This is a genomic window from Chitinophaga eiseniae (assembly GCF_012641265.1).
Taxonomy (GTDB): Bacteria; Bacteroidota; Bacteroidia; order Chitinophagales; family Chitinophagaceae; genus Chitinophaga; species Chitinophaga eiseniae_A.
This window is the reverse complement of record NZ_JABAHZ010000006.1, coordinates 340119-356875: the sequence shown is the minus strand read 5'-3', so window position 1 is coordinate 356875 and position 16757 is coordinate 340119. Positions and strand designations below refer to the sequence as shown.

General features: G+C 45.1%; 15 protein-coding genes and 3 tRNA genes. 9 read left to right on the top strand and 9 right to left on the bottom strand.

What is annotated here, in order from left to right; genetic code table 11:
- Nucleotides 1-160 precede the first annotated feature (160 nt).
- From HGH91_RS23580 to HGH91_RS23555, 6 genes are all read right to left on the bottom strand, one after another.
- Entirely contained in the window at nucleotides 161-778 is a 618-nt protein-coding gene (locus HGH91_RS23580; protein ID WP_168741250.1) for an HAD family hydrolase, read from the bottom strand.
- Nucleotides 779-808: 30 nt separating this feature from the next.
- The gene (locus HGH91_RS23575) at nucleotides 809-2101 is read right to left on the bottom strand and encodes a DUF2130 domain-containing protein (protein WP_168741249.1); all 1293 of its coding nucleotides are present in this window, start codon (nucleotides 2099-2101) and stop codon (nucleotides 809-811) included.
- A gap of 239 nt (nucleotides 2102-2340) precedes the next feature.
- The gene (locus HGH91_RS23570; RefSeq protein ID WP_168741248.1) at nucleotides 2341-2763 is read right to left on the bottom strand and encodes a hypothetical protein; all 423 of its coding nucleotides are present in this window, start codon (nucleotides 2761-2763) and stop codon (nucleotides 2341-2343) included.
- Between the two features lie 157 nt (nucleotides 2764-2920).
- Nucleotides 2921-3655 carry a DUF3800 domain-containing protein gene (locus HGH91_RS23565; protein ID WP_168741247.1) on the bottom strand — a complete coding sequence of 245 codons (735 nt, stop codon included), beginning with the start codon at nucleotides 3653-3655 and terminating at the stop codon, nucleotides 2921-2923.
- A 259-nt stretch (nucleotides 3656-3914) separates the two neighbouring features.
- Nucleotides 3915-4001: transfer RNA gene (locus HGH91_RS23560), tRNA-Leu, on the bottom strand.
- A gap of 80 nt (nucleotides 4002-4081) precedes the next feature.
- Nucleotides 4082-5230 carry a sensor histidine kinase gene (locus HGH91_RS23555; protein ID WP_168741246.1) on the bottom strand — a complete coding sequence of 383 codons (1149 nt, stop codon included), beginning with the start codon at nucleotides 5228-5230 and terminating at the stop codon, nucleotides 4082-4084.
- A 119-nt stretch (nucleotides 5231-5349) separates the two neighbouring features.
- Between HGH91_RS23555 and HGH91_RS23550 the strand changes: the two genes are divergently transcribed.
- From HGH91_RS23550 to HGH91_RS23535, 4 genes are all read left to right on the top strand, one after another.
- The gene (locus HGH91_RS23550; protein ID WP_168741245.1) at nucleotides 5350-6369 is read left to right on the top strand and encodes a glycosyltransferase family 2 protein; all 1020 of its coding nucleotides are present in this window, start codon (nucleotides 5350-5352) and stop codon (nucleotides 6367-6369) included.
- Nucleotides 6370-6837: 468 nt separating this feature from the next.
- Nucleotides 6838-8064 (top strand): PepSY-associated TM helix domain-containing protein, encoded by a 1227-nt coding sequence (locus tag HGH91_RS23545; protein ID WP_168741244.1) that lies wholly within the window; start codon nucleotides 6838-6840, stop codon nucleotides 8062-8064.
- Between the two features lie 226 nt (nucleotides 8065-8290).
- Nucleotides 8291-8363 (top strand) — tRNA-Gly (locus tag HGH91_RS23540).
- A 103-nt stretch (nucleotides 8364-8466) separates the two neighbouring features.
- Nucleotides 8467-8539, top strand: a tRNA-Gly gene (locus HGH91_RS23535).
- Nucleotides 8540-8739: 200 nt separating this feature from the next.
- Here HGH91_RS23535 and HGH91_RS23530 read toward each other — a convergent pair.
- Both HGH91_RS23530 and HGH91_RS23525 read right to left on the bottom strand, forming a co-directional pair.
- The gene (locus HGH91_RS23530; RefSeq protein WP_168741243.1) at nucleotides 8740-9909 is read right to left on the bottom strand and encodes a hypothetical protein; all 1170 of its coding nucleotides are present in this window, start codon (nucleotides 9907-9909) and stop codon (nucleotides 8740-8742) included.
- Nucleotides 9893-10876, bottom strand: coding sequence for a DUF2157 domain-containing protein (locus tag HGH91_RS23525; RefSeq protein WP_168741242.1), 984 nt, complete (start codon nucleotides 10874-10876; stop codon nucleotides 9893-9895). The genes HGH91_RS23530 and HGH91_RS23525 overlap by 17 nt, the downstream gene beginning before the upstream one ends.
- Before the next feature lie 121 nt (nucleotides 10877-10997).
- On the opposite strand from HGH91_RS23525, the gene HGH91_RS23520 reads away from it, so the two are divergent.
- Complete coding sequence (locus tag HGH91_RS23520; RefSeq protein ID WP_168741241.1) at nucleotides 10998-11870, top strand: SMP-30/gluconolactonase/LRE family protein; 873 nt, start codon at nucleotides 10998-11000, stop codon at nucleotides 11868-11870.
- Between the two features lie 183 nt (nucleotides 11871-12053).
- Nucleotides 12054-12347 carry a GNAT family N-acetyltransferase gene (locus HGH91_RS23515; RefSeq protein ID WP_168741240.1) on the top strand — a complete coding sequence of 98 codons (294 nt, stop codon included), beginning with the start codon at nucleotides 12054-12056 and terminating at the stop codon, nucleotides 12345-12347.
- A 141-nt stretch (nucleotides 12348-12488) separates the two neighbouring features.
- On the opposite strand, the gene HGH91_RS23510 is transcribed toward HGH91_RS23515, so the two are convergent.
- On the bottom strand, nucleotides 12489-12989 hold the full coding sequence (locus HGH91_RS23510) for an OmpH family outer membrane protein (protein WP_168741239.1): 501 nt from the start codon (nucleotides 12987-12989) through the stop codon (nucleotides 12489-12491).
- A 366-nt stretch (nucleotides 12990-13355) separates the two neighbouring features.
- Between HGH91_RS23510 and HGH91_RS23505 the strand changes: the two genes are divergently transcribed.
- The 3 genes from HGH91_RS23505 to HGH91_RS23495 are packed head-to-tail and all read left to right on the top strand — an operon-like array spanning nucleotide 13356 to nucleotide 16710.
- Nucleotides 13356-13928 carry an RNA polymerase sigma-70 factor gene (locus HGH91_RS23505; protein WP_145675120.1) on the top strand — a complete coding sequence of 191 codons (573 nt, stop codon included), beginning with the start codon at nucleotides 13356-13358 and terminating at the stop codon, nucleotides 13926-13928.
- Nucleotides 13929-13938: 10 nt separating this feature from the next.
- Nucleotides 13939-14925, top strand: coding sequence for a FecR family protein (locus HGH91_RS23500; protein WP_168741238.1), 987 nt, complete (start codon nucleotides 13939-13941; stop codon nucleotides 14923-14925).
- Between the two features lie 15 nt (nucleotides 14926-14940).
- Nucleotides 14941-16710 carry a carboxypeptidase-like regulatory domain-containing protein gene (locus HGH91_RS23495; RefSeq protein ID WP_168741237.1) on the top strand — a complete coding sequence of 590 codons (1770 nt, stop codon included), beginning with the start codon at nucleotides 14941-14943 and terminating at the stop codon, nucleotides 16708-16710.
- Nucleotides 16711-16757 lie beyond the last annotated feature (47 nt).

Sequence of the window (16757 nt, the reverse complement as noted above, 5' to 3'; positions counted from 1 at the left end):
GTAGCCAAACAGGTTTGAGTTCCTGACAATCATGTTTTCCGTTGTATTCCTTTCTTGAACGGTTTAGATAGCTGATTGTTACAGGAAGTTTAGCAGTGGAGTGTTAATGAAATCTTAAAGTGAAAGAAGGGCTAACAAATTCAGTTATTAATAAAGTGCATTAAACGATAATAGATCGTTTTTCTAATTCATTTTTTAACTGATGTGAATTTTCAAATAAAATGCTGTCGATGCCAAACTCACGCGCAGCAATAATGTTGCGTATGTTATCATCGATAAATAATGCCTGTGCTGCAGGTACCTGGTAACGGTCGAGCAACAACTGATAGAATGCATGATCGGGCTTGCGCATTTTTTCTTTTCCGGATACCACGATGCCATCAAACCAATGAAGAGAGGGATAGATGGCCCACGCAACAGGGAATGTTTCATTAGACCAGTTGGTGAGCGCATACAATTTATATTGTCCGCTTTCTTTCAGTTGCTGCAATATATTTTTAGTGCCTTCTATTTCACCGCCGAGCATTTCTTCCCATCTGCCGTAGTAAGCGCGGATATTGGTTTCATGTTGCGGAAAACTTTTTATCAACAGGTTAGTGCCTTCTTCGAGGCTTCTGCCTTCGTCTTGTACTTCATTCCAGTCGGACGTGCAAACATCGCGCAGGAAGGTTTCCATTTCTTCTTCGGAAGAAAAAATTTTACGATAGAGATGACGAGGATTCCAGTCTATCAATACTGCTCCCAGGTCAAAGATAATGGTGCTGATAGGTTGAGGCATAGATGGAGATATGTTTTTTAAGAATTAGAATCAATCCAATAATTCATCCGCTGCATCTTCCAGCAATTGCAGATCTACTGAATCGCTGCCGGCAATACCTTCAATAGATCCCCTGATATGAGCGGCATTGAGTAATACTTTTTCCAGTTGTTTTTCGCGGGCCTTCCAGAGTTTTTCCATGGCATCGCGTTCCCGCTGAATAGATAGTTTCATAGCCATAAATCCTTCCCGGATCGCTTTCCATTGTTCGGCAAACTCTCCACCGGTAAGGTATTCATAGAGCATGTGCATTTTGTCGCCTTTGTTTTCCTGGGAGCGGAGTTTGCTGGAAATTTTGATGATGCCATCGCGCAGCACATGTGCGAGCGCTTTGGCTTCGGAGAAAGTACAGATCCAGACGCCGTCTTTTTCACCAAAGCGTTCCATGTCTTTAGGCATGGTTTGGGTAACGAGTATGGCTACTTCAACGCCCTGGCTGCGCATATCGGCTTTGAGTTTTTCTACCCAGTCGCGGGTAAACTCCTTGGTGCGTTTACTTTCATAGATAATGCGGCCGCATTCCTGGCCGTATTGGTTCCGTACCAGCTGGATACAATCCGCGCCACGCACGCCTTTGCCCACAGGTGTAATTTCATCGAAGGGGAAATGGGTACGCAGCATTTCTTCCAGTACCAGTTCCTGTGCCTCTCCTTGCAGTTGAGTAGAACCTTGCTCTGCTTTACGCTTCATTTCTTCTGCGAGTTTGCGCTGGTCGTCGAGTTGTTTTTCCAGTTCTTTTAAGCGCATATGGTATTCGGTATCTTTCAGCGCGTTGCGTTCTGCTTCTTCGCGACGTATTTTATCAGCCAGTTCAGAGCGGGCTTCCAGCAGTTTTTTTTGCAGGTCTATTTCAAGTTCCTGTTCCCTGGCTTTTAGTTCCTGTTCCTTGCGCAGAAATTCGAGCTCGTGTTTCCTGGCTTCTTTCAGCTTTTCTTCCTGTTCCAGGTTGGCTTCTTTCAGCACTGCCAGCTGGTTGTCGAGATCGGCAGTGATAGATTTGCGTAACTCTGCTTCCAGGTTTTCCTGCAGCCGTTTTTTCTCCGCCAGTACACGTTTGGTTACTTCTTCTTCCTGCTGTTGTTTGAGCAGGTCTATTTGCCGGCGTTCCTGCGTCATCCGGTCTTTTTCCGACTGGAGCGTATCTTTTTCTTCCTGGAGGGCTTTCAGACGTTTACGCCATTCACCTTCCATTTTACCACGCATTTCTTTTTCGATATCCGCTGCAAAGGCATCCTCCATGACAAATTGGTGCCGGCAACTGGGACAGGTAATTGATGTTCCCATAGTATTCAGTAAAAAAATTACGTAAAGATAGGGGATTGGCAGCCGGAATAAAAAAGGAAGGGATTTTCGCCACCTTCCTTGCTAATCAACGTTAAGAAAAACAAACAACAGGTAAGAGGTTTTCCCGGATAGCAACCAGGGTAGGGATATGCATGTAAATTCAACCATTATTGTTAGCCGCATATTAAGCGGAGGTTAGCTAATTGTTAAGTATGATATGTATAATTTGTATAATGAGTTTAGTTGATCGTCAGTTCGAGATGGGAATAGTAGTAGCCGGGAGCGCCAGCGGCAAACTTTACCGGTCCTTCCACCAGCAGGGAACCATCGGCAGATCTAATGCGGATCTTCCATTGGTTAGAACTGGGATGTTGTACGTCCAGCAGGGCTACCTGCTCTTTTTTTATCAATACGGTTTTTTGAAAGAGGCCTACCCCGCTTACTGTCCAGCTGTGGGTAACAGACCTCACCACGCCACTGTCTTTCTCGGACGCCGTATATTTTATAGGACCGAAAGGTGCGCTGGTCTGGGATTCCACTTCATAAATAACCTGGAGCATATCTGAAGGGGTGCCATCGTTGGATTTTTGGCAGGATAGCAGCGCGCAGAGCAGCAAAGCAACCAGGATGCCAGGCAGGAGGTTTGTTTTCCGGAATTTCAATGTGATATGTTTTTGGTTTTATTTATTTGCTCTTTTCAGTTTGAAGAAATAAAAAACGTATATTTGTGATGTGAATTTCGAAATAGTGATACAAAAATATTGGACTGGGGTGTCCCCGATCGGTATAAAGCCTGGTGTTGAGCTGGGCTTTATATTTTTATGGAAATACCTTTAAACCGTACATTTTGCCATTCTTTGTATAGATTTTACTGGCTATTATCTTGAAGGCTAAATTTACGCGTTTCATATCTATAACAAAGGTAGCAATCGGGTAAGCAATTAAATCCGATAATTGAAGTCCGTTAATATTCTCTTTTTTGCCTTTAAATATAATAGATAGGTTATATGTCTTCAATCTCTCTGCATTAACATATCCGGTTCCTCTGGAAAGCAATCGTTGAAAATGTTCCTCCAATTGTTTATCTTCCTTTTTACCTCGTTTTTCTATTATAATTTCCAGTTCTTTTCCACTAGCTCTTACGTCATCCAGGAAAAATATAGCTCTTTCAATTATAAAGGATAATGCAATCTCATAAACACCACTAGAGAGTAACCCATATCTTTTGATGTATTCGTCCTTTTGAATTGCGGAAGCAATGACTACATAATTATTCTGGGATATAAGGTTATTTATCCTTTCATAAAACCTCTCCTTTACATTCAAATCGAATAGAATTGCGAATTCGTTGTTACACTTCCTAATATCCCTGGAATGGAAAATTACATGCTTATTTCCCCAAAATTCATTTTTGATGGCATTTATATTATCTCGTAAGGCCGGATAATCAGTTTCAGAAAGCAATATTCCGCATAATAAGAACACAGGAAATCCGCTATTTATTTGGGTTAATCCATGATCGCCACTTTCATCTAAGTAAAGACAGAATTTCATTTAGCTTTGTTTATGCAGATGTGATAATGCATAAACTACCCACAGAAAGTAGCATTAGTACTCAATGAATGGGAGAAATCAAAATATTTCTAATGCTCTGTCCTTTCTTATTTCAAAATGTACGAAGGCCATATGCTGGTAAGATTGTAATGAGCAGGCCGGAAATGAAAGGAATTTTGTAATAACCAGCAGGGAAGCAGGATATGATTTTCGCCCAAAAGAAAACGGGACAGCAAGTATAACTTGCTGTCCCGTTTGTTGGTGCGAAGGAGGAGATTCGAACTCCCAAGCCCTTTCAGGCACTACCACCTCAAAGTAGCGCGTCTACCAATTTCGCCACCTTCGCATCTGGTAGAATGGGGTGCAAAAATAACGGGTTTTTTGAAATAAGCAAATTTATTTATTCATATTTTTCTGAGAGGCCCGCTATTTCCTCAGTACAATACGGAAGATGGTGCCTTTATTCAGCTCGGAGGACTTTACATATAACCGGCCCCGGTGGTATTCTTCAATGATGCGTTTGGAGAGGGAGAGGCCGAGGCCCCATCCGCGTCTTTTGGTGCTGAATCCGGGTTTGAATACTTTTTCGAAGTTCATTTTAGGGATGCCTTTACCGGTATCGGCTACATCGATGGTAATGAAAGTAGAGTGATTTTCTATGGAGATGTCTATTTTCCCTTTACCTTCCATGGCATCGAGTGCATTTTTTAGCAGGTTTTCCACCACCCAGTCGAAAAGCGGGGGAGATATCATGGCGGGGAGCTCCTCTTCAGCGCTGTGTACCTGGAGTTGTACTTTCTGAGGGGCTCTTTTGCGGATATAGTTGGTCATGTTTTCGATCTGCATAACGATATTGGTTTCTTCCAGTTTAGGCACGCTGCCTATTTTGGAGAAACGGTCGGTGATCAGTTTGAGACGGTCTACATCTTTCGATAGTTCGGTTACGATGGTAGTATTGGCTTCATTTTCCCGCAATATTTCCAGCCAGGCTTCCATGGAAGACAGGGGCGTGCCCAGCTGATGAGCCGTTTCTTTGGCGAGTCCTACCCATACCTGGTTTTGTGTGGCACGATTGGTGCTGGAAAGGGCGAAAAGTACGATACCGATGAAGAGGGTTACTACAATCAGTTGTATATAGGGATAGTAGCGGATTTGCCGGAGAATGAGGGAATCGCCGTAATAAATGTAGTTATACAGTTTTTGTTTGGCGTCGACCTCCATGATAAAGGGGGGATGTTGTTTTTTGAAGGCTTTGAGCTCCTGGGGCAGGTAATTGGGATCCTGTACAATCCTCAGGGAGTCGAAGTTACGGCTATCCAGTATTTTTCCTTCTTCGTCGGTCAGTATCAGGGGGATAGTGGTATTGTTGGTAACGATATCGATAGCAAGGTTTAAGTTGGCATCTGTTTCGGCCCGCAGCAGTTCGCGGTTGGCTTCTACCCAGGTGGCTACTTTTTTTCTTTCTTCGTCCTGGATGTTTTTCGACAGATTACTGACGAACCATATGGTGGTCCCGATAATGAGCACTGCTACGCTGGTCAGTACGAACTTCCATCCTATAAACTGTTTAAACATACTTCTAATTTAAGCCTTATTCGGCTTTCCTGATTCTGTAATGATTGGCAAATATTAAAATCCTTTGTTGCATATTTGCATCTCAAAAAATAATTGTTCACGCATAAACGTCATATCAGTTGCCCGTATTGCCATCAGTAGCAGTTGTTATTTTAAATTGGAACGGAAAGGCTTTCCTGGAGAAGTTTCTGCCGTCGGTATGCCGTTCCACTTACGGCAATTTGCAGTTGGTATTGGCGGACAATGCTTCTACCGACGACAGTGTGGCGTTTGTGGAAGCGAATTATCCGCGGATCCGGGTGATCCGTAATGCCCGCAATGACGGTTTTGCGGGGGGATATAATGATGCCCTGCAACATGTAACGGCCGACATTTACGTGTTGCTGAACCAGGATGTGGAGGTGGAAGCCGGCTGGATAGAGCCGGTGGTGGCCCTTATGCAGGAAGATCCGCGAATTGCGGCCTGTCAGCCTAAAATGCGGGCTTACCTGCAGCCGGACGAATTTGAGTATGCCGGTGCTGCCGGCGGCTGGATGGATTTCCTGGGATATACTTTTTGCCGGGGGCGTATTTTGTATACCGTGGAAAAAGACTACGGGCAGTATAATAACGCCAATGATATTTTCTGGGCCACCGGTGCAGCGTTGTTTATCCGTTCCGAATGTTTCCACCAGCTGGGCGGCTTTGACCGCGATTTCTTCGCCCATATGGAAGAAGTAGACCTTTGCTGGCGTTTACAGCGGGCCGGTTACCGTATCTGCTACTGCCCGGATTCGACCGTATTTCACGTAGGCGGTGGGAGCCTGCCGCAGGGAAATCCCCGCAAGCTATACCTCAATTTCCGGAATAACCTCATGATGCTGTGGAAAAACCTGCATAGCGAGGACCGGTGGATTGTGCTGGTGCAGCGTTTCTTCCTGGATATCCTGGCGGCGGTAAAAAGCCTGGTGGCCGGGAAACCAAAGGATATGGCAGCCATCTACCGGGCTTACCGCGATTATTACCGCTGGCGTCGTAAATATGTGAAAAAGGATAATTTGCCGGAAATGAAGCTGATGAAAATGACCGGGGTGTTTCATGGTATTATGATCTGGCGATACTATTTTTTGAGACGTAAGAAATTCTCGGAATTGATATAGGGGCGGGTTTCAGAGGAAGATCCTACTGGCTTAAAATTACTGCCGGGGAAAATTCGAAAATTTCAAAATATTATGTAGGTTTGCACCGGAAATAAACTGATTATGGAACAGAATACAGTAGAAAATAAGAATGATATTACCTTAGATAAGGTTTCCCGCTCCCGCTGGCTTTTTTACGTGCAATTGTTTTGTTTTATAGCTTTCATGCTGGGTGGTTGCTATAATCTTTACAAACACAAATATCAAGGTAAGCCAGATGTAAAGGTGCAGGAAAGCACACTGTATAATCCAAAGTATAAGTAAGCAACAGCTTCAACATAATTATCCTGCCTCCACCGGAAACCGGTGGAGGTTTTTTATTTCCGGGAATTCCCTATTGCGTAAATGAATTTCCCGATCCGATGCCTGTTTATATGGCTTTAGCCAGACTTTTGTATCTCCGGCAGATATAGGCCCGGCGGAAGTAATATGTTTAAGCGAACAGATAAATTAAAGAAGCAATCGTCCAAATCCAGGTTCCGTATTGTCGTAGATAAGTTGCATCTCTGGCTGGGCCTGGGATCGGGCCTGATTGTGCTCATCATCAGCATAACCGGCTGTTTATTTGTTTTCCAGAAAGAAATCAATGATTACTATTACCGCAAGCAGCTGTTTATTGCTCCACAGCAAACGCCGGTGCTCCCGTTGAGCGAGCTGAAAAAGACAGCCCAGGAGACTTTGGGAGCCAATAAATCCATCCTGAGCATTACTACTTATACCCGTCCGGATCATGCCTGGGAATTCCTGGCTTATAAGGGTAATGATACGGCACTGACCTATTTTGGCGGGGTAGAATATTACGATGTGGTCTTATTGAATCCCTATACCGGCCAGGTAACAGGTAAGATCGACTATAAACATAATTTCTTTTCCATTGTAAAGGCGATCCACTGGAGCCTGTTGCTGAATACGCCTTATGGGCAGCCCATTGTAGGCTGGAGCACTTTCATTTTCGTGCTGTTGCTGATCACCGGTTTGATCATGTGGTGGCCCAAAAAATGGAATAAAGCAAACCGGGAAAAGAGCTTTAAAATCAAGTGGAAGGCCAGTTTTAAGCGGGTGAACTACGACCTGCACAACGTGCTGGGTTTCTATGCGCTGGTTATCGCCCTGGTGATTGCGCTAACGGGTATGGTATGGGCATTTACCTGGTTCCAGGCTACCGTATATGTGGCGGCTGCCGGTACTACCACGCCTCCCGACAGGGCAGTAAAGGAGTCGGCGAAAAGCACGGTTACCCTTACGCAAGATCCGCTGGACGCTGCATTCGGGCAGGCGCAGGGTATCCTGAAAGGCGCCCGCCGTATATTTATATACCCGGCCAGGGGAGAAAAAGGGGTTAACCTGATTGGCGGATATAAAGGGAAAGAAACGTATTACGGATCGGATGAGTTGCAATTTGACCAATACAGCGCCAGGCTGCTGGGACGACGCAATGATGCACATAAGAACCGGGGAGAGCGGTTGATAGAAATGAACTACGATATTCACGTAGGCGCCATTGCCGGATTACCGGGAAAGATCCTGGCTTTCGTTATCAGTTTTATCTGCGCTTCGCTGCCGGTAACGGGCTTTTACATCTGGTGGGGGCGGCGGAAGAAGTCGAAAAAGAAGACGGTGATAGTGCGTGAAGCCGCTGTTACGGACATGATGTAAATAAAAAGTATTCTATTTTTTTGTTGTAAATGCTTCACCGTATTGTGTTTCAGGAAGTTGATATACCTTTCCGTGCAAAATTTTTTAAGAAAAGTTTGAAAAAAAATTTTGTGTTTTCAGTCCGTTTCCTATCTTTGCAATCCCAACGAAAACGCCACCGGGCAAAGCAAACGAACGGATGCGGTTAGTCGGAAAAGATCTTAAAATAACGAAGTTCTTAATACCTGCGAAAGTAGCTCATTTGGTAGAGCACGACCTTGCCAAGGTCGGGGTGGCCGGTTCGAGCCCGGTCTTTCGCTCTGATATTCGTGAGGGATAAACGAATATAAACATCCGGTGATTGATCCGTCATAAGTTGATGATCCGTTGATGTGACACTGGTCCCGAAGTTCTTAATACTATGCGAAAGTAGCTCATTTGGTAGAGCACGACCTTGCCAAGGTCGGGGTGGCCGGTTCGAGCCCGGTCTTTCGCTCTTTAAGCCTGATTGAAGATAATTCAATCAGGCTTTTTTTATGCCCGGAAGGCACGCAAAGACGCAGAGGGGCAAAGAAGCAAAGAAAAAGGGAAAAGAAGAAAAATACTTATTTCCCTTATTTCCCTTCTTTCCCTTTTTTCTTTCTTTCTTTTCTTTCTTTGCGCCTTTGCGCCTTTGCTCCTTAGCTGCTTTGCGTGCTAGTAATCGCCCGAGGCGCCACCACCGCCGCCACTGCCACCACCGAAATCCATATTGTTCCCGGGCGTATGGGCAACAGGTGCATAGGTTTGCGCAATGATGAGTGACTCAATTTTTAGCTTATCTGCCAGGGAAGGATCTGTATCTTCTTCGTAAGTGAAGCCGTGGCGCGGCACTTTCAGGTAACGGATCAACGCCCAGGCGCCTACCGTTAACACCAACCCACCTGCCACCATGGCGGTTTCCAGCGGCATTACACTGTGATACACACGAATGGTAAATACGATGGCGGCCAGCAATATCATGCCGGTGCGTAACAGGATAGTATCTTTTTTACGGATGCCGAGATAGAGGTATACGAGGGGTACTACCACGGTATACACCCAGAAGAACGATGCACCGGGAATGCTTTGCCCTGGCTGTAACTGCAGGTCGAACAGTTCGTTGCTCAACTCCCGTACAACAAAGTAGTTGCCTGCTAAATATAATGTCAATAATGAAAGTACCGATACCACTGTTAAGCATGCGCGGTAATGTTTGCAGGCAGGTTGCGTGATCCCTTTCCTGGAGGCGTAATAAACGAGCAGCGAAAGCGCCATGATTAAAAACGGGACCACCGTTCTGGAAACGACACCGGTTTTAAGCGTGAGTACAAATACCAGCGCCAGCAGGGCCAGGAAAGCTGCTGCCGCCATCACCATATCCGCAAAACGTAGTGTAGCCATGAGCGTTAGTGCCAACACTGCCAGGCTCCAGGTAAGCGTGGAATCTGTACCGTAAATAGCGAGACTGCTCAGCAGGAGCGATACCGTGCACCATAGTAACGCATCATCTACACCAGCGCGGAATAACTTCTTCTCCCGTAAAAATAATTCCAGTGCCCCGTAGCACAACAGGCCAGCGAATATACAGAGGCCGCCAAAGTTTTTTTCATTATTCATTGCCGATAGCGATACCAGGGTCATGAATCCCAGCGACAGGCTTACAACAATGAGCGTGAGAATAAACAGCCCGGCCCTGATAACGGGATTGGGCGTATAAAAGTTGACCGGATGGGCGGTAGTAATTGCCTGGTACGTAGCTGCATCGATACAGTCTTTTCGCAGCGCTTTTTCTGCTTCTTCTTTTATGTCGAGATTGTTGAGGGTATCGTTATTGTACGCGAGCATGTTTCATTTTTTTATTGAGGTTAATCAGGAGCAGGATCACGGCGATGGCAGAGCCAATCATGTACAACAAGCCAATATATATGGCGCCAATATCCTGGGTGGCAAGGAGTAAACGCCCTACCAGTATACTTAACCCAATATAGCCATACAAAACGGTGATCAATACAAAGTAGAAGGAGCCTTCTTTAAACGCCTGCCGGAAAATATAAACAGCCACCAGCATCATAGCGCCAAGCCACAGGAGCCACTGCGAGTCGAATATAAACGTAGCGGCAATGCAGGCAATAAAAAAAATATGCGCGCCGAAGTTCTGGTACGTAAAGGCGAAGTGTTTTTTGAGATTCTTCCAGCCGGACAAAGTCGCCAGTAGCAAGAGAAATACACCCAGTAGTGCACCGGTGACCACAATACGCTCGTTACTGAAATCGTTGGCAGAAAGCAGTTGGAAAGGCGTTACTGCAATGCCCATCCAGGCAGCCAGGTTAGTAATAGCCATAGATAATACCCCCAGGTGATCGAAGTAGTAGGCGCTGAACGTAAGTACGGCCAGGGGGATGAAAGTAGCCAGTCCGTAAGCCGTGCCGAAGGTATTGTACTGAAACTGCAGGTACCCGATAAAGGTCACAAAAGTAAGACACCCTAACAGCAACGCATAATCGAAAAAGGCGTTGGGGGCTTTTACCTGTTGCCAGGAGAAGGGTAGTTTTTGCCGGATACAGTAACCGAAACAGCCGGCGCAGATTACGCCGATGATCAACAGGATTACCTGGTGGCCAATGGTATCTATATTTTTATAAATGAGGATACCGAGGCCGCCGCTGAGTAGTAATACGCCGAGATACAGCAATGTTTTGATTTCCCAGTGAACGGAAAACAGGCGGTTAGCTTCGCTGTTTTTTACAGCTTCCAGTGCAGTGTCGTTGATCAGTCCTTCCGCATGGAGTTTTTCAAATACTTTAATGTTCATAATTGGAGTTAAAGAGCGGGTAATTAGCTGCAATATACGATATCAGTACATAAAAGTATATATTGTGATGTAGTCCTGTAGCGGAACAGGCGTGAATAAAACGCATTACAAAACACGTTATATGAAATTGTATCAGGCAGAATTATTGGCTGCATTGCCCGACGAACTGGGGGAAGGAGCTTGCTGGTGGCCCGAAAGAAACAGTTGGTGCTGGGTAGATATATTAGGACATAAGATCTATTTGAGAGATGTTGACGGCCGGCAACAGGCCTTTGATGCGGGTACTTATGTGAGCACGCTGGTACCGGTGGCAGGCCGCAATGAGTTGCTGGTGGGGTTGAAAGAAGGGGTGGCATTTTTTTCACCGGAGCATGGCGTAGGGCCATTGATAACGGTATTGCACGGGGAGCAACAACTGCGTTGTAATGATGGGAAATGTGATCCGGCGGGTCGTTTATGGATAGGTACCATGCAAATGCCGGCAACTGAAGGCACCGGCACATTGTATTGTATTACCGGTAAACAGGCGCCGGTGGTGAAGTTGCAGGGTGTTACCATTTCCAATGGGTTGGTATGGCGAAGTAATAAAATGTATTACAACGATACGCATACGGGAACGGTACAGGAATTCAGCTATGATGAGCAAACAGGAGAAATTGCGTTTACACGTATAGCGGTAACGGTGCCTGAGGAGCTGGGCTGGCCGGATGGGATGGCTATAGATGCTGATGGTATGTTATGGGTGGCGCAGTGGGGCGGTAGTGGTGTTTATTGCTGGCATCCGGATACGGGAGCGTTGTTGGCTAAGGTAGAGGTGCCGGCGCCGCATGTGTCGTCATGTACTTTCGGCGGGGTAGACGGGAATGAGATGCTGATTACCACAGCGCGGGAACATATGACAGCGGCTGAGGTAGCTAAGTATCCATTGAGTGGGAGTGTGTTTCACGTGCGCCTTCCTGTTAAAGGCATGCCTGTCAACTACTTTAAGTATTAGTTATTTCTACATATTGATGTTTCACGGTATTCTGCTGTTTTATTAGTATATTTGCAGGCAGAATGAACTTTTTTAAGGTATTTTAATACCAACCATGCTATCTTATTTCAACTTCCCTTTTGCATAGGATACTTCCCATTATTACGCTACTTCGAGGAACATTATGTAAAAATAATTATGATCATGAAGGATTTTAAAATCATTGACAACAAAGAAGCCAGGCAGTTTGAAGCGCATATTGCTGGACAGCTGGCGAAAGTAATTTATGAGAGAAACGGCAGCCGTATTTTCCTGACAGGAGCTGAGGTACCGCCGGTGCTGGAAAAGCAGGGGGTGTTACCAATGATGCTGGGTAAAGTGATGGAGGAAATTTCAGCACAGAATATCCGCATGGTGCCTTCCAGTAAAAAAGTAGCAGAATTTGTACGTAGCCATCCGCAGTGGAAATCATTGCTGGCGCATGGTTTACACATATAGTTCTTTGTTGGTTACATTTGACATTTAGTTATTTAATTATTTGCCGACGGTCAGCATCTACAGGATATAGAATGGCGGAAGAAACGGTAAATACTTTACATCAGGCAAATAACTAAATAACTAAATATTCAAATGCCCTCATTACTTGATCCCCAATTTCTCTTTCACAGCCGGCATGAGGTCGTCGGATGGTGCGGATACCAATACCGCGTCTCTGGAGTTATCAATCACGAGCGTGTAGCCTTTTTCGTTAGCCACCGCCTTTAAAATCTTTTTAGCTTTATCTAATATTGGTGTGAGTAATTCCTGTTCCCTGGCAGCGATGCTCTGTTCAGACATGTCCTTGTATCGTTGAATGCTGGCCTGGGCAGATTTCAATTCTCCCGTCTTTACTTCCAGCATATTCTGGCTCATGGTTTTACTGGCACTGTCAAATTCTGTCAGTTTCTTTTTGTATTCTTCTATGAGTTGTTGCCCGTCTTTGTTCAGCTTGTCCTGTAGCATATTTAAACTGTCGTTCGCCAGTTTGCTTTCCGGCATCAGTCCGATCATTTCCTGGAAATTAATATAACCTGTTTTGGATTGAGCGGAAAGGACAGTACTTCCCATCAGTAATAAGAAAAGTGTACAGATAATTTTCATTCGGGATAATTTCCACAATATTAATCGTCCAGTTGTGAAATATTCTTTAAGATGAATATAATGTAATGTTAAAGTGACAAGAAAAGATTAATCAATGAAATCGTCATGGAATTACAGGTGGTGGCGGAATGTAGCAGTTTGTGGCTGACTTTCTCCAATACTGCCTATTTTCTTTTAATTAGGTATAATTAATTGATAAACAACGTGGTGAATGCTTGCGTCGCCAAAAGTTCCCGCCCATTATCTCTTCTCCCGGAAAATTATTAGCAACCAACGTAGGGGTAAGCACCTTAATGGGTGTCGTATAATAAATCAGTTCAATTGGCAGAAGGAATTATATTTGACGTTAGATATCAAACCCTACGCATGGAATTTAGTCATCCGGGTACTGCCGTACCGGAAATAGAAAACTCATTAACATTTGAACAGGTTTTTAAAACTCATTTTAAAGGCTTGCATGCGTATGCGTGTACATTATTGAAGGATGAAGTGATGGCAGAGGAAATGGTGCAAAATGTGTTTTGTAAACTCTGGGAAAAGTCCGGTGATATTACCATTAAGCAATCTGTTTCCGGTTACCTGTACCGGGCGGTATATCATGAGTGTATCAATTATATCCGCCACCAGAAAGTAAAAGCTACACATCAGGCACATACCAAATACCAGATGAGCAATGATCATGATACCGGCAATACCTCCGGTAAAGTAATATTAAGGGAGCTGGAAGAGAAGCTGGAACAGGCATTACAGGCACTTCCCGAAAAATGCCGGACGGTTTTTCAGCTGAGTCGCTTTGAAGAACTAAAGTACCAGGAAATCGCCGACCGCCTGGATATCTCTATAAAAACTGTGGAAAATCAGATGGGGAAAGCTTTACGCTTACTACGACTCAATCTGGTAGATTTTCTGCCTTTGTTATTAATTTTGCTCCACCTGTAAAAGTGAATCTGTGAAACAACAATCTGACTATATAAACGATGATCTGCTGGTGAAATACCTGCTGGATATCACTACGCCGGCGGAAAAAGCAGCAGTAATAACATGGTTGGCAGAGAAGGAAGATCATCAACGTTATTTTGAACACTTCCGGATTATCTGGGAAGAAAGTAAAAAACTGGCAGTGGTAAGTACGGTGAATGAGCAGGATGCCTGGATGCGCTTTCAACAACGGGTAGGCACCCACGAAAATAGTACCCGCGTTATTAAGCTCGATACCGGCGTTTCGCCCTGGCGCAGTTTCCTGCGCATAGCCGCTGTATTGTTGGTTTTATTAGGCGCCGGCGGCGTATGGTTTATTGCACAAAGAGGCGCCAACGTTCCTACTATCGTGCGTTCGGAAGGAAAGATTAAACAGGAGTTACTGCCTGATGGATCTGAAGTAACGCTCAACAAGCAGTCTACCATCACCTATGCCGCCAACTTTAAGAAGGAAAGAAATATACACCTGACCGGGGAAGCATTTTTTAATGTTGCCCAGGATCCCGGGAAACCTTTTATACTCAAGGTAAACGACGTAACGGTAAAAGTGCTGGGTACTTCGTTTAACGTAAAAAGTGTCCATGGAAAAACAGAAGTGATCGTGGAAACCGGCGCTGTGGAGGTGAGTAAACATGATAACAGCGTACAGCTGAAGTCACATGAAAAAGCTATCGTAACCGACAGCGAAGCTGCTCCCAGCAAGCAAAGCAACACAGATGAACTGTACAATTATTACCGCACACAAACCTTTGTGTGCAACGGTACGCCGCTCTGGAAACTGGTGGATATTCTTAATGAAGCCTATGGCGTAAATATTGTTATTGCCAATAGCAGCAAACGCGATTTGCAGATAAATTCTACCTTCACCAACAGTTCGCTGGATAGTACATTAAATGTAATCGGGCTTACTTACGAGATTTCTGTGGAAAAGCAGGGATCACAAATCATCTTGAAATAACAGCCGCTGTATTGTATGCCACTATCCAAGTCATTGCTAACCTTGTTCGTTGTTTGCGTGTTGTCGCTTACCGCCGGCGCCCAGGGCTTATTGAATAAGACCGTACGTATTAATGTGAAAGACCGCCCACTGGCCGAAGTATTGACCACCATCAGTAAGCAGGGGCATTTTTATTTTTCGTACCTGACAACTGTGCTGCCACAGGATAGCCTGGTGAGTATATCGGCTACGGATAAGACAGTCAGGCAGGTGTTAGACCTTTTATTGGATGGGGACTATATCTACAAAGAGTCGGGTAATTATATTATTCTCTTAAAGAAAACGACCGGACAAAACTACTACCTGGTCACGGGCGTGGTCACGGACAAAAGCACAGGGCAGCGACTACCCAATGCCAGCGTGTACGAACGAACGCAACTCATTTCAACACTTACCAACAACGATGGTTATTTCCGGCTGCGGTTAAAGGATAAATATCCTACCGCAGCCATCAGCGTTAGTAAGGACCTGTATGCAGATACCTCGCTGTTATTGAGTACCGGTCGTGACCAGGACGTGGAAGTGACTATTTCGCCTACTACCTACCAGCTCAAAACAGTTGATATCACCGGGCACCAGGTGGAGAAAAGATGGTTTGGTAAAGTGTTTCTATCTCCCCGGCAGAAATTAACCAGCTTAAACATTGGGGCCTTCTTTGCCGACAAGCCTTACCAGTTTTCGCTTACGCCGGGTTTGGGTTCTCATGGCAGAATGAGCGGACAGGTAGTAAATAAATTTTCGTTTAACCTGTTGGGTGGCTATGCGGCGGGGGTGGATGGATTGGAGGTAGGCAGTATTTTCAATATCGTAAAGCACGACATGCAGTATGTACAGGTAGCGGGTATTTTCAACATTGTAGGTGGCAAAACCCATGGCGTACAGCTGGCAGGTGTTCACAACAATGTGCTGGATTCCATGAAGGGCGTACAGGCATCTGGTTTGAGCAATATTATAGAAGGAAGTATGCGGGGAGTACAGGTATCGGGCGTAGTGGGCCAGGTGTATAAAAATATGACAGGCGCACAGGTACAGGGTGTGATTGGTATTGTACGGCAAGACATGAATGGATGGCAGGTAGCCGGTATACATAACTACAGCGGTGGTAACATGGGAGGCGTGCAGGTGAGTGGTATTACCAACTATAATCGCCACGATGCAGACGGCGTACAGGTAGCCGGCGCCGGTAATATTAACCGCGGCGTGATGAAGGGGGTACAGGTAGGTAGCCTGTTTAACTATGCAAGACGGGTAGATGGTGTACAAATAGGCCTGGTGAATATTGCAGATACCGTAAATGGATATAGCATCGGGATCGTTAATATTGTACGGAAGGGATATAAGAAAGTAGCCTTATACAGTACTGACCTGTTACCTTTGAATGTGGCCTGGAAAACCGGTGGCAGCAAGTTATACAGCATTTTGCTGGGAGGTTATCAGCCTGGTCCCTATCATCGCTGGGCTATTGGATATGGCATTGGTAAAAGGATTCCATTCAATAAAGTATGGTCGTTAACCACAGAAGTTACGCTGCAGAATTTATTCCAGGGCAGCTGGAATTATAAATCGGAGCTGTTCACGCTGCAACCGGCTATCAATGTGCAGCTGGCGAAAGGGGTTAGTTTATTTGCCGGCCCCACGTTTATGGTGGGAGAAAATAGCCGGGATAATAAAGTATCGCCCACCTATCATTATATACAGGTGGATAACCGCTGGTTGGGCTGGCACGCAGGTATCAGCATTTTTTAATTTTTTGCCGGATTTTGTATAGGGGTAGAAGTTCCTCAACGTGTCGT

Coding starts and splice junctions, on each gene's coding strand:
- HGH91_RS23580 (WP_168741250.1), bottom strand. CDS start 778: ATGCCTCAACCTATCAGCACCATTATCTTTGACCTGGGAGCAGTATTG.
- HGH91_RS23525 (WP_168741242.1), bottom strand. CDS start 10,876: ATGAACATTAAAGTATTTGAAAAACTCCATGCGGAAGGACTGATCAAC.
- HGH91_RS23495 (WP_168741237.1), top strand. CDS start 14,941: ATGCCACTATCCAAGTCATTGCTAACCTTGTTCGTTGTTTGCGTGTTG.
- HGH91_RS23545 (WP_168741244.1), top strand. CDS start 6,838: ATGTTTAAGCGAACAGATAAATTAAAGAAGCAATCGTCCAAATCCAGG.
- HGH91_RS23505 (WP_145675120.1), top strand. CDS start 13,356: ATGGAATTTAGTCATCCGGGTACTGCCGTACCGGAAATAGAAAACTCA.
- HGH91_RS23510 (WP_168741239.1), bottom strand. CDS start 12,989: ATGAAAATTATCTGTACACTTTTCTTATTACTGATGGGAAGTACTGTC.
- HGH91_RS23515 (WP_168741240.1), top strand. CDS start 12,054: ATGAAGGATTTTAAAATCATTGACAACAAAGAAGCCAGGCAGTTTGAA.
- HGH91_RS23530 (WP_168741243.1), bottom strand. CDS start 9,909: ATGCTCGCGTACAATAACGATACCCTCAACAATCTCGACATAAAAGAA.
- HGH91_RS23575 (WP_168741249.1), bottom strand. CDS start 2,101: ATGGGAACATCAATTACCTGTCCCAGTTGCCGGCACCAATTTGTCATG.
- HGH91_RS23520 (WP_168741241.1), top strand. CDS start 10,998: ATGAAATTGTATCAGGCAGAATTATTGGCTGCATTGCCCGACGAACTG.
- HGH91_RS23555 (WP_168741246.1), bottom strand. CDS start 5,230: ATGTTTAAACAGTTTATAGGATGGAAGTTCGTACTGACCAGCGTAGCA.
- HGH91_RS23565 (WP_168741247.1), bottom strand. CDS start 3,655: ATGAAATTCTGTCTTTACTTAGATGAAAGTGGCGATCATGGATTAACC.